The organism is Gallaecimonas sp. GXIMD4217 (assembly GCF_038087665.1).
Taxonomy (GTDB): domain Bacteria; phylum Pseudomonadota; class Gammaproteobacteria; order Enterobacterales; family Gallaecimonadaceae; genus Gallaecimonas.
On record NZ_CP149925.1, the window covers coordinates 156149 to 168292 of the forward strand.

Annotated in this window: 9 protein-coding genes; 6 read left to right on the forward strand and 3 right to left on the reverse strand. The window is 65.8% G+C overall.

The window, feature by feature from the left end:
• Positions 1-6 precede the first annotated feature (6 nt).
• Genes WDB71_RS00770 through WDB71_RS00780 form a run of 3 tightly spaced genes read left to right on the forward strand, consistent with a single transcriptional unit; the run spans position 7 to position 4994 of the window.
• On the forward strand, positions 7-2424 hold the full coding sequence (locus WDB71_RS00770) for an FtsX-like permease family protein (protein WP_341502759.1): 2418 nt from the start codon (positions 7-9) through the stop codon (positions 2422-2424).
• Between the two features lie 7 nt (positions 2425-2431).
• Positions 2432-3769 (forward strand): sigma-54 dependent transcriptional regulator, encoded by a 1338-nt coding sequence (locus WDB71_RS00775; protein WP_341502760.1) that lies wholly within the window; start codon positions 2432-2434, stop codon positions 3767-3769.
• The gene (locus WDB71_RS00780) at positions 3753-4994 is read left to right on the forward strand and encodes a HAMP domain-containing sensor histidine kinase (RefSeq protein WP_341502761.1); all 1242 of its coding nucleotides are present in this window, start codon (positions 3753-3755) and stop codon (positions 4992-4994) included. Before WDB71_RS00775 ends, WDB71_RS00780 begins: the two co-directional genes overlap by 17 nt.
• 113 nt (positions 4995-5107) lie before the next feature.
• Here WDB71_RS00780 and pckA read toward each other — a convergent pair whose 3' ends face one another.
• Positions 5108-6724: a phosphoenolpyruvate carboxykinase (ATP) gene (gene pckA / locus WDB71_RS00785; RefSeq protein WP_341504163.1), complete on the reverse strand. Its 1617-nt coding sequence runs from the start codon at positions 6722-6724 to the stop codon at positions 5108-5110.
• Between the two features lie 270 nt (positions 6725-6994).
• On the opposite strand from pckA, the gene WDB71_RS00790 reads away from it, so the two are divergent.
• Positions 6995-9280 carry a S8 family serine peptidase gene (locus WDB71_RS00790; protein WP_341502762.1) on the forward strand — a complete coding sequence of 762 codons (2286 nt, stop codon included), beginning with the start codon at positions 6995-6997 and terminating at the stop codon, positions 9278-9280.
• An 18-nt stretch (positions 9281-9298) separates the two neighbouring features.
• Positions 9299-9778: a hypothetical protein gene (locus WDB71_RS00795; RefSeq protein ID WP_341502763.1), complete on the forward strand. Its 480-nt coding sequence runs from the start codon at positions 9299-9301 to the stop codon at positions 9776-9778.
• 44 nt (positions 9779-9822) lie between these two features.
• On the opposite strand, the gene hslO is transcribed toward WDB71_RS00795, so the two are convergent.
• Both hslO and hslR read right to left on the reverse strand, forming a co-directional pair.
• Positions 9823-10686 (reverse strand): Hsp33 family molecular chaperone HslO, encoded by an 864-nt coding sequence (gene hslO, locus WDB71_RS00800; RefSeq protein WP_341502764.1) that lies wholly within the window; start codon positions 10684-10686, stop codon positions 9823-9825.
• A complete protein-coding gene (hslR, locus tag WDB71_RS00805; RefSeq protein ID WP_341502765.1) occupies positions 10686-11120 on the reverse strand; it encodes a ribosome-associated heat shock protein Hsp15 in 435 nt (144 codons plus the stop codon). Before hslR ends, hslO begins: the two co-directional genes overlap by 1 nt.
• A 160-nt stretch (positions 11121-11280) precedes the next feature.
• Here hslR and gspC point away from each other — a divergent pair, with 160 nt between their 5' ends.
• Complete coding sequence (gene gspC / locus WDB71_RS00810; RefSeq protein WP_341502766.1) at positions 11281-12141, forward strand: type II secretion system protein GspC; 861 nt, start codon at positions 11281-11283, stop codon at positions 12139-12141.
• Positions 12142-12144: the final 3 nt, after the last annotated feature.

Sequence of the window (12144 nt, forward strand, 5' to 3'; positions counted from 1 at the left end):
GGCCCCATGAAGCATTATCTGTTTTGGCTGCGCCAGGAGCTGGCCGGCTTCTTCTCCAGACCCCTGCTGCTGTCGACCCTGGTGATCAGCTTCGGCCTGACCCTGGCCATGGTGGCCACGGTCGCCGCCGTCGGCCAACCCCTGCTCAGCCGCAGCGATCTGCTGGCCCAGCGCGACAACCTCTACGTGCTGGATCTCCAGGCCAAGATCGGCGGCAGCCGGCTGCCCTTTGCCGCCACCAACTTCCACGAGCCCCTCAGCCAGCGCATCGGCCGCGATGTCCTGGCGGTGCAGATGAGGGATACCCTGGCGGAGGGCAGGAACGGCGCCAGCCACGATGTCCTGATGGTGTCGGACAACTACTTCCAGGTGCTGGACGTGGCCCCCGTGCTGGGCCGGGCCTTCCAGGCGGACAGCGCCGAGGCCGGCGAGCTGATCCTCAGCCATGCACTCTGGCAACAGCGCTGGCAGGGCGATCCCCAGGTCCTTGGCCAGAGCCTGGAGCTTGGCGACAAGGCCTACCGCATCGTCGGGGTAGCCCCGGCCGAACTCCGTTATCCCAAGGGCCTGCTTCCCGAGGCGCCCGAGCTGTTCATCAGCCTGCCGGCCAAGGCCCTGGACGGCAAGGAAAATGCCTTTTCCAACGGCGACACCCTGTTCCTGGCCAAGATGGCGGCGGGCACCGCCATGGACGAGCTGGCCGCCAGCCTGCTCGAGGATCTGCGCACCTTCTACCTGGACCAGGGCGCCGACATCTTCAACCAGTTCGACCTGAGCCTGAAGCTGGTGCCCGTTGCCGATCGCCTGGTCAGCGCCGACGACAAGCTGGCGGTAGCGGTGCTGGCCATCTCCGTGGCCATACTGCTGTTGATCAGCCTGTCCAACCTGGGCCACCTGCTGCTGATCCACCAGGGCAAGCGCCACAAGGACGAGGCCCTGCACCAGCTGCTGGGCGGCCACTGGTGGCAGCGGCTGCTGGTGTTCGCCGGCTGCTACCTGGTGCTGTTCACCCTCAGTACCCTGATGGGGCTCTGGCTGGGACAGCTGTTGCTGGAAGGGGCCCGGTCCCTGTTCGGCGAGGCCATGCTGGTGCTGCAGGAAGCCGACATGAATAGCCCGGCCATGGCCATGACGGCGGCCATCGCCCTGGCGGCGGCGCTGCTGCTGGCCCTGCTGTCCGGCCTGCAGGGCTGGAAGCTGTCCCTGGCCGCCAGCCTGCAGCAGAGCGGCAAGGGCGGCGGTGGCCGCCTCAGCAGCCGTCGCCAGCAATGGATGAACCTGCTGCAGGTGGCCATGAGTTGCCTGCTGCTGGTGGGTCTGTGGACCAACCTCAGCGAGAACCTGGAGCTGATGTGGCGCAAGCCCATGATGGCCCATGAGGACCGCTACCTGCTCAACCTGCGCCTGGACCAGGCCCTGGCCAGCGAGGCCAGTCCCGACAAGAGCATGGCACCGCTGCTGGCGGCCGTGGAGCAGGTGCTGGCCGCACAGCCCGGCATCGAGGCCAGCCTGATGGGACAGACCGCGCCCAACAACGCCAGCCTGCTGGGCCTGGACATGACCACCCAGGACGGCGAGTCCCTGGACATGGTGTTTGCCTCCTGGGCCAGCCCCGGCTTCATGGACTTCTACGAGATGGAGGTGCTCGAGGGCCGGGCACCCAGGGCCGAAGACTACCGGGACGATCTGCATCCGCTGCTGATCACCCCGGAGCTGGCCGACAAGCTGGCCCGGCTCGGCGATGGCCAGGTGCTGGGTCGTCGCCTGAGCTGGACCCTGGGCGAGGAGAAGCTGCCCCAGCAGGGACAGGTGCTGGGGATCATCCACTCGCCCATGGCCGAGATGGGGGTCACTTCCTGGATGCTGATCCCGCCCCTGCCCAGGGGCCTGGAGGCCAACTTCATACTGGCCATCAAGAGCAGCCAGCAGCCGGATCTGGCGCAGCTGGAAAGGCGCCTCAGGGATGTGCTGCCGCTGGCGCGGGTGGAGACGGAGTCCCTGGAAGAGCTGCTGCGCCGCCGCCTGGAGCCCCTCTACCTCAAGGCCGGCCTGGCGCTGTTCACCAGTGCCCTGACCCTGGTGGTGATGGCCCTGAGCCTGTTCGGCAACACCAGCTTCTCGGTGCAGCAACGCCGCCACGACATGGGTATCCGCCAGGCCCTGGGCGCCAGCGACGGCCAGCTGCTGCGCCACTACAGCGCCCAGGGGCTGTGGTCCATCTGCTGGGGTGCCCTGGCCGGCCTTGGCCTGGGGGTGCTGGGCTACCAATGGGCCAGGCAGCAGCTGGAAGGGCTGCCGGAGCCGAGCTGGCCTGGCCTGAGCGTGCTGGCCCTGATACTGTTGCTCATCGCCGCCCTGGCGCTGCTGGTGCCGGTACGGCAACTGCTGAAGAAGAACCCCATGATGCTGCTCAGGGAGTTGTGAGCAAGAGATGAGCCTACGTATTTTGGTGGTCGAGGACGACCAGGACATCGCCGAGGCGGCCCGCTTCCTGCTGGGCCGCCGGGGCCACGCCCTGGTCCTCTGCCACGACCTGGACTCGGCCAGGGCGGCCCTGGCCGGGGACGACTTCGACCTGATGCTGCTGGACATGAACCTGAGCCGGGACACCACCTCCGGCCAGGAAGGCCTGGATTTCCTCCAGGCCACCGGCGAGCTGCGGCCCCCTACCATCGCCATGACCGCCTGGGCCAACGTGGCCCTGGCGGTGCAGGCCATGCAGGCCGGGGCCGTGGATTTCATCGAGAAGCCCTGGAACAACGCCAGGCTGCTGGAGCTGGTCGACAAGCACGGCCGCACCAGGCGCCTGGAGGCGGAAAACCGCCAGCTCAAGCAGCTGGACAGCCCGGACCAGCCCCTGGGGCAATCCAGGGCCATGACCGAGCTGCTGGCCATGGCCAGGCAGGTGGCCCCGACCCGGGCCAACGTGCTGATCACCGGCGAGAACGGCACCGGCAAGTCGATGCTGGCCCAGTACCTGCACGGCCATTCCGACCGGGCCGACCAGGCCTTCGTGGCCGTGAACATGGGCGCCATCCCCGAGACCCTGTTCGAGAGCGAGCTGTTCGGCCACCGCAAGGGCGCCTTCACCGACGCCAAGACCGAGCGCCTGGGCCGTTTCGCCATGGCCGAGGGCGGCACCCTGTTCCTGGACGAGGTGGCCACCCTGCCGCCGGCCCAGCAGGTCAAGCTGCTGCGGGTGCTGGAAAGCGGCGACTACGAGGTGCTGGGCGACAGCCATACCCGGAAGGCGGACGTGCGCCTGATCGCCGCCACCAACGCCGATCTGCACCAGGCCATGGCGGCCGGCGAGTTCCGCCGCGACCTCTATTTCCGCCTCAATACCGTGGAGCTGCGCCTGCCGCCGCTCAGGGAGCGACCCGACGATATCCCCTTGCTGGCGGCGCATTTCCTGGCCAGGCATGGGCGCCGCTACGGCCGGGACCAGCTGCGGCTGGAACCCGAGGCGCTCGGGGCCCTGGCCGCCTACGGCTGGCCGGGTAACGTGCGCGAGCTCAGCCATGTGATGGAAAGGGCGGTGCTGATGGCCAGGGGCGACAGCCTGGGCGCCGCCGATCTGGCCCTCACCGCCAGCGCCCCGCCACCCCAGGGGGAGCCGGCCCTGGCGCCCCTGGCCCAGGTGGAAAAGCAGCTGATCCTCAAGGCCCTGGCCCAGACCGGCAACAGCATCGGCCTGGCCGCCGAACGCCTGGGCCTGTCCCGCCACGCCCTGTCCAGGCGGCTGGAAAAACATGACATCCAGCTTTGAGCGCCGCCAGGCCCGGTTGCTGCTGGTGCTGTGCCTGCCGGCCTGGGGGCTCTTTGTCCTGCTCGGCTGGCAGATGGACTGGAGTCTGCTGGCCTGGCTCAACCTGGCGTTGTTGCTGGGGCTGGTCCAGCTTTGGCTGGCAAGGCGCCTCTACCTGAGCGGCACCGAACCCTGGGCCGGGCTGCAGACCCTGGTGGAGGGCATCAACCAGGGCGACACCAGCTACCGGCTCAACTGGCCCTATCGCCAGGGCCTGTTGCCCCAGGTGGCCCAGGCCCTGGCACAGCTGAGCGCCAGGGAGGCGAGCCAGGGCCGGCGCCGGGCCCAGCAGCACCTGCTGTTCGAGGAGCTGTTCCGGCGCAGCCGCCAGCCGCTGTTGTGGCTGGACGACGATGACGCCGTGCTGGCCGGCAACGATGCCGCCCTGTTGCTGTCCGGCCAGGGCCAGTGGCAGCCCGACCTGACCCTGGCCGACTTCAAGCTGCACCGGACCGCCCAGGGCATCGCCAGCGGCGATCCCGGCACCCAGGTGCAATGCCTGCAGGTGGACCAGCAGGGGCAGCTGCTGATGCTGTTCCCCATGTCGCAGCAGCTGGCCCGGCAGGAGGTCCTGGCCTGGCAGCGGTTGATCCGGGTGTTCAGCCACGAGGTGCGCAACTCCATGACCCCCATCCAGAGCTACTGCCAGGCGCTGTTGGACGTGCCGCCCGGCTCCCCGGAGGAGCTCGGCACCATACTGGCCACCATCAACAGGCGTGCCGGCGGCCTGCTGGAATTCGTGGAAGGCTATGCCCGCCTGGCCAAGCTGCCGCCGCCCAACTGGCAGGCCCTGGCGGCCCGGGACTGGCTGCAGGGGATCTGCGATCTGCTGCCGGCGCTGGATTGCCGGCTGCTGCTGGACGCAGACGAACTGCAGGGTGACGACAAGCAGCTGGAGCAGCTGCTGCTGAACCTGCTGCACAACGCCCTGGAGGCGGCACCAGGCCGGCCGGTGACCATCCGCTTCGGCCACGAGGACGGCATGCAGTGCCTGGTGGTGGAGGATCTGGGCCCCGGCTTTGCCAACCTGGACAACCTGATGGTGCCGCTTTACAGCACCAAGCCCAAGGGCTCCGGCATCGGCCTGGCCCTGTGCCGGCAGATCCTGATGAACCACGGCGGCCGCCTGGCCCTGGCCAACCACCCCGGCGGCGCCAGGGTCAGCTGCTACTGGCCGCTGCCGTAGCCGGCGGCCTGGGCCAGCCAGGCGTCCAGCGCTTGCTGCGGCGAAAGTGAAGGTGAGCGCCGTTCATAAAAAAGGCCCGCAACTGCGGGCCTTTTCCGTTGTGTCCTGCCGGCTTACAGCTGGGGGCCGGCGGCCACCAGGGCCTTGCCTTCGTCGTTGTCGGTGAACTTCTCGAAGTTGTCCACGAAGCGCTTGGCCAGATCCCGGGCCTTCTCGTCCCACTGGGCCGCATCACCGTAGGTGGCGCGGGGATCCAGGATGGACTGGTCCTCGACACCGGCCAGGGCGGTGGGCATGGCCAGGTTGAAGTAGGGCAGCTGCACGAACTCGGCGTTCTCGATGCTGCCGTCCAGGATGGCGTCGATGATGGCGCGGGTGGCCTTGATGGAGATGCGCTTGCCGGTGCCGTTCCAGCCGGTGTTGACCAGGTAGGCTTCGGCGCCGGCGGCTTCCATGCGCTTGACCAGCACCTCGGCGTACTTGGTGGGGTGCAGGCTCAGGAAGGCGGCACCGAAGCAGCTGGAGAAGGTGGGGGTCGGCTCGGTGATGCCACGCTCGGTACCGGCCAGCTTGGCGGTGAAGCCGGACAGGAAGTGGTACTTGGTCTGTTCCTTGGTCAGCTTGGAGACCGGCGGCAGTACGCCGAAGGCGTCGGCGGTCAGGAAGATCACCTTCTTGGCGTGGCCGCCCTTGGAGACCGGCTTGACGATGTTGTCGATGTGGTAGATGGGGTAGGAGACCCTGGTGTTCTCGGTCTTGCTGCCGTCATCGAAATCCACGGTGCCGTCTTCAAGTACGGTGACGTTCTCCAGCAGGGCGTCGCGGCGGATGGCGTTGTAGATGTCCGGCTCGTTTTCCTGGCTGAGGTTGATGGTCTTGGCGTAGCAGCCGCCCTCGAAGTTGAAGACGCCGTCGTCGTCCCAGCCGTGCTCGTCGTCACCGATCAGCTCCCGCTTGGGATCGGTGGACAGGGTGGTCTTGCCGGTGCCGGACAGGCCGAAGAAGATGGCCACGTCGCCGTCCTTGCCGACGTTGGCGGAGCAGTGCATGGAGGCGATGCCCTTCAGCGGCAGCAGGTAGTTCATCATGGAGAACATGCCCTTCTTCATCTCGCCGCCGTACCAGGTGCCGCCGATCAGCTGCATGCGCTCGGTGAGGTTGAAGGCCACGAAGTTCTCGGAGTTCAGGCCCTGCTGCTGCCAGTCGGGGTTGGTGGTCTTGGCGCCGTTCATGACGATGAAGTCGGGCTCGAAGGTCTTGAGCTCTTCTTCGCTGGGGCGGATAAACATGTTCTTGACGAAGTGGGCCTGCCAGGCCACCTCGGTGATGAAGCGGACCTTGAGGCGGCTGTCTTCGTTGGCGCCGCAGAAGGTGTCGACCACGAACAGGCGCTTGCCGGACAGCTGCTGGGTGACCAGGCCCTTGAGGTGGGCCCAGGTCTCGGGGCTCATGGGCTTGTTGTCGTTCTTGCCCTGATCTGACCACCAGAGGGTATCGCGGGTCACGTCGTCACGGACGATGTACTTGTCCTTGGGGGAGCGGCCGGTGAAGATGCCGGTGTCCACGGCCACGGCGCCCAGCTTGGTCAGGGTGCCTTTCTCATAACCTTGCAGATCGGGGCGGGTTTCTTCTTCGAAAAGCTGCTCGTAGGACGGGTTGTAGAGGATTTCCGCGACGTCTGTGATGCCGTATTGGCCCAGATCCAGCTCGGTCATTGTCTTTCGCTCCAGGGTACAGAGTTTGTTGAAGTAGGGATTTTGGTCTTTTTATTGGCGCGCATTGTAGCCCATGGGCGGAAACGTTTAAACGCGCCAGCTAAACCAAGTCGCAATAAAAAGCAAACTTTCTCTAGGGCGTACGGAATTTGTCCATCCAGGCGGCTGAAATGTAAAGGTTTATGTCATCTGTTGTTTCCGGCTTTTTGCAAATGCTATAAAGCCCTTCTCCCCCCTTGCCGCAGTTCCACGAAGGAAGTGGTTTGTATTCATTGGAGAAGTATTGTGGCAAAACAACACGCGATATCCGCGCTGTCGCTGGCGGTGGCCCTGGCCCTGTCCGGCTGTGGCAGCGATAACAACAACACTCCGCCCCAGGTCGAAGCGGCCAGCTTCCAGGGCCTGAAGCAGATGGTGGCCCTGAACGGCCAGCTGTCCATCAAGGATCAGGACGATCGCACCCTGAGCATCAGCGTATGGGAAGACGGCAAGGTCCACGGCGTCAACGACGGTCGTTACAACCTCAACAGCGGCGAGCTGGTCATCAATGACGATTACAGCTTCAGCTTCATTCCCTACGGCACCGACGACGTGACCCTGACCCTGGTGGTCAGCGACCGCGAGCATGACGTCGAGGCCGAGCTGAGCTTCAGCGACATCGCCGGCGATCCCCTGTTCAAGGAGCAGTGGCACCTGCGCAACACCGGCCAGAAGGCCTACTCCCAGGACGAGGACGGCCGCATCGCCTACCTGACCTGGCTGGCCGGCCTGTACGACATGGCACTGGAAGATCTGCTGGAAATCGACAGCCTCAAGTACGATCCCAGCATACTGGTGCCCGGCGAGGACATGCACCTGACCAAGACCATCGCCTCCGGCATCACCGGCCAGGGCGTACGGGTACTGGTGGCCGACTCCGGCCTGGAAGTGGCCCACGAGGATCTGGTGGCCAACGTCATCCCCGGCGCGTCCCTGAACTTCGTCTACAACGGTGACGAGGGCGGCAACTTCCCGGCCTCCAGCCACCCCCAGGATCCCACCTCCAAGTCCAACCTGGGTGACCACGGCACCTCGGTGGCCGGCCTGATCGCCGCCAAGGGCTGGAACGGCCTGGGCGGCCGCGGCGTGGCCCCCGATGCCGGCCTGATGGGCATGAACTACCTCAAGGCCCAGGACACCCTGTCCTACATGTTGTCCAACGGCCTGCCCGGCTCCATGGGCAGCACCGCCGACATCGTCAACAAGAGCTATGGCCGTGATGTCTTCTATCCCGACAGCATCGACGAAATCGACCTGGCGGTGCAGTCCTTCGGCCCCCTCCATGGTCGTGGCGGCAAGGGCATAGTGCACCTCAAGGCGGCCGGCAACGGCTTCGATTCCAACCTGTCCCCCTATTCCCCCTGTGAGGAAGTGGGCGGCATCGATGCCGGCCTGGCCTGCCAGAACACCAACCTGGAGCCGGTCAACGTCTACCCCTACAACACGATAGTGGCGGCGGTGAACTCCGACGGCAGGCACACCAGCTATTCCTCCGCCGGTTCCAACGTCTTCATCTCGGCCCCGGCCGGTGAATACGGCCGCGCCGCCCCGGCCATGGTCACCACCGACCAGTCCACCTGCCTGCAGGGCTACGCCTCCTTTGCCCGGGATCAGTACTACCGTGCCAATATCGCCGGCTACCCGTACGCCGAGGTGTATCCCTTCAACGGCACCGCCCACGAAGAGAACCTGAACTGCAACTACACCTCCAGCTTCAACGGCACCTCCTCGGCCACCCCCAACACCGCCGGTGCCGTGGCCCTGCTGCTGAGCGCCAACCCGGACCTGAGCTGGCGTGACGTGCGCCACATCCTGGCCAGCACCGCCGACCAGGTGGACGCCGACGCGGCCCCCGTGGTGCTGGACGTGGACGGCGAGCAGTACCTGGCCCGCGACGGCTGGCTGACCAATGGCGCCGGCTTCCACTTCAACAACCTGTACGGCTTCGGCCGGGTCAATGTGGACAAGGCCGTGGCCATGGCCACAAACGGCTACCAGAGCCTGGCACCCATGGTGGAGAGCGCCTGGTTCGACGTGGATCGCAGCGAAGCGCCGCTGGCCATCCCCGACAACAAGGCCGCCGGCGTGGTCGACACCTTCGAGGTGAGCGAGGATCTGATCATGGAGATGGTGCAGCTGAAGGTCACCATCAGCAACGACAACCTGGTCACCTACGGCTTCGATGACGACGGCTATATCGGCTCCACCCTGGGTCCCGACACTGCCATTGAGCTGGTGTCCCCGGCCGGTACCCGCAGCGTGCTGCTCAACCCCAGATCCGGCCTGACCATCTCCCACGACCTCATCAACGGCGCGGATGTGGAGCAGTACTTCCTGAAGGACCAGATCCTGGCCTCCAACGCCTTCTACGGCGAGAACGCCAAGGGCACCTGGACCATCAGGGTGGTGGACACCAATGGCGACGACGTTGCCTTCAACCACAGCCAGTTCGGTGCCGCCAAGCTGCTCAACAACAGCGAAGACAGCAAACTGGAAGCCTGGGGCCTGCGTTTCTTCGGCCGTCAGCAATAAGGGACAAGGAGTAACATCATGAAACTGATTTCCGCACTGATCGCCTCCACCCTGGCCCTGAGCGGCGCCGAGGCCAGCGAGCTGCAGCCCAAGGAGCTGCGCGGCCTGCAGCAGGGCGTCCAGAAGCCCAGCTTCAAGGACAGGGACTTCGGCGTCTACCGCATCCTGCCGAGCCAGACCGGCGCCGAGGGCCAGGCCAAGGCGCCCAGCCTCGACAAGCGCCTGGTCAAGGGCACCAGGGTCGAAAATGTACTGACCGGCAAGCAGGGCCTGGTGACCGGCAAGCTGGCGGTCCTGGCCGAGCGGGGCACCGATGTCCACGGCCTGGCCAGGGAGCTGGGTGTGGTCGTGGAGGCCTCCGAGAGCCGCACCGGCCTCTACCTGCTGGATGCCTCCAACAGCGCCGATCTGGCCGTCCTCAAGGCGACCCTGGCCGACAAGGCCGGCATTCGGCGGGTCAAGATAGACGTGCGCGACAACCGCAACCGCGAGTACTGAGTTGGCGCTGGCGATAAAAAAGGCCCCTTTCGGGGCCTTTTCTTTTACTGGGTCTGCTTGGGCGCCTGCTGGGCGTCGTCGCAGAACAGGGCGGTGGCGTCCACCTTGTCGAACTCGTAGTGGGCGCGGCAGTACTCGCAGTTCATCTCGATCTTGCCCTTCTCGGCCAGGATATGGTCGATCTCTTCCTTGCCCAGGCTGACCAGGGCGTCGGCGCAGCGCTCCCTGGAGCAGACGCAATGGAAGCGGACCGGCTGGGGCTCGAACAGCCGCACCTCTTCCTGGTGGTAGAGGCGGTGCAGTATGGTCTCGGCGTCCAGGGTGAACAGCTCTTCACGCTTGATGGTGTCGGTCAGGGTCACCAGGTGCTCGAAGTCGGTGCCGTTCTCGCCTGCCGGCATCACCTGCAGCAGCATGCCGGCGGCCTGCTGGTCGTCGGCATGGATCCACAGCTTGGTGGGCAGCTGCTCGGAGCGGTTGAAGTAGTGCTCCAGCACCTGGGCCAGGTTGTCGCCCTCCAGGCCCACCACGCCCTGGTAGCGGTCGCCCTCGTTGGGGGTGATGGTGATCACCAGGTGGCCCTTGCCCATCAGCTCGTGCAGGCCGGCATCCTCGGGGATCTCGCCGTGGTAGCGGGCCACGCCGCGCAGGCGCTGGTCGTGGCTGCCGTTGATCACCGCCAGCCGTACCGGGCCGTCGCCCTGGAGCTGCACGGCGATCTCGCCCTCGAACTTGAGGGTGGCGGTGAGCAGGCTGGAGGCCACCATCAGCTCGCCCAGCAGCTTCTGGATGGGCGCCGGATACTGGTGGTTGCTGAGGATGGCCTGGTAGCTTTCCTGCAACTGCACCAGCTCGCCGCGGACCTGGGCGTCGGCAAACAGAAAGCGAAGGAGGGAATCTTGTTGCATTAGTGCTCCTGATGTTTGAATTGCACCAGCTTGCGGCGCTGTTTCTTGTCCGGCCGGGATTCCGGGCGCGGGTTGTGCAGGGCATTGATGCGCCTGGCCTCGGCGTTTTGCCGGCGCTTTTCGATGCTGGCTGTCGTCTCTTCGTAAAGTTCCTGGGCTATGCTGGCCGGCCCGCGCTTGTCGGACAGGGCCTTGACCACCAGTTCCCGCTCGTCCTGGCCGGTCCACAGCCTGAGCACGGCGCCGACCTCCACCAGCTTGCTGGGCTTGCTGCGGGCACCATTGTAGTGGACCTTGCCGCCCTCGATCTGGGCCCGGGCCAGGGCCCTGGTCTTGTAGAAACGGGCGGCCCAGAGCCACTTGTCCAGGCGCACTTCGGCCTTGTCCGATGCGGCCTCGGGGCCCGGGTTGACTGTTGATTTTTGTCTGGCCATGGTTTTAACTAGCTGCGTTAACAATAAAAACGCGAAAATGACACAATTCAGGCTATCGCCGTGCCGTTGGCGGTGGCCACAACCGAGGGGCTGCAGCCAGTAGTAGGCAAGGATAGCCGAATTCAACGGGCTGCAAATTATGATGAATTCCGAAGCGTTTTTGCACTCTTTCGAGGGCATTCTGGCCCGATTACCACTGTCCCGCCTGCGTTCGCTGCTGACCTGGCTGCTGGTGCTGCTGGCCCTGTGGCTGGCCGCCGGCCTGCTCTGGCAGCTGCTGACGCCGCTGCCTAAGCCCGGCCAGTGGCAGCCCAAGCAGGGCAGCGCCCGCAGCGACAACGACCTGGATCCCGGCCGTATCACCCAATACCACCTGTTCGGCGAGGCCGAGGTGGCGCCGCCCGAGCCGGTGGCCAACCTGGATGCCCCCGAGACCCGGCTGCGGGTCACCCTGGCCGGCCTGGTCGCCGCCTCCGACGGCCTAGGTGGGGTCGCCATCATCGAAAGTCAAGGCCGCCAGCAGACCTATGTGGTGGGCGAGACCATCCAGGGCACCGGCGCCAGGCTGGAGCGCATCCTCGAAGACAGGGTGCTGGTCTCCAACCGCGGCGTCACCGAGGCCCTGATGCTGGACGGCGTCGACTACAGACCGGTGCAGCGCACGTCGCAACCGGCCAAGGGGGCCTCCAGGACCAGGCCGGCGCCTCGCGAACTGCGCCAGGCCATCTCGGACATCAAGGCCGATCCCACCAGCATCGCCGATCTGGTGCAGCTGACCCCGGAACGGGACGGCGACGAGCTGCTGGGCTACCGCATCGCCCCGGGCAGGAAACCCGAGCTGTTCAAGGCGGTCGGATTGCAGAGCGGCGATCTGGTCAAGGCCCTCAACGGCTACGACCTCACCGACCCGGCCCAGGCCCTTGAGGTGCTGGGACAACTGGACACATTGGACAGCCTGAGCCTGGATATCGACAGGAACGGCGTCGACACCAGCGTCGAAGTCACGCTGGAAAACCGATAAGAA

Bases quoted from the DNA above. Each gene is read 5' to 3' on its own strand.
- hslR (WP_341502765.1), bottom strand. From the start codon at position 11,120: ATGGCCAGACAAAAATCAACAGTCAACCCGGGCCCCGAGGCCGCATCG.
- WDB71_RS00775 (WP_341502760.1), top strand. From the start codon at position 2,432: ATGAGCCTACGTATTTTGGTGGTCGAGGACGACCAGGACATCGCCGAG.
- hslO (WP_341502764.1), bottom strand. From the start codon at position 10,686: ATGCAACAAGATTCCCTCCTTCGCTTTCTGTTTGCCGACGCCCAGGTC.
- WDB71_RS00795 (WP_341502763.1), top strand. From the start codon at position 9,299: ATGAAACTGATTTCCGCACTGATCGCCTCCACCCTGGCCCTGAGCGGC.
- WDB71_RS00770 (WP_341502759.1), top strand. From the start codon at position 7: ATGAAGCATTATCTGTTTTGGCTGCGCCAGGAGCTGGCCGGCTTCTTC.
- WDB71_RS00780 (WP_341502761.1), top strand. From the start codon at position 3,753: ATGACATCCAGCTTTGAGCGCCGCCAGGCCCGGTTGCTGCTGGTGCTG.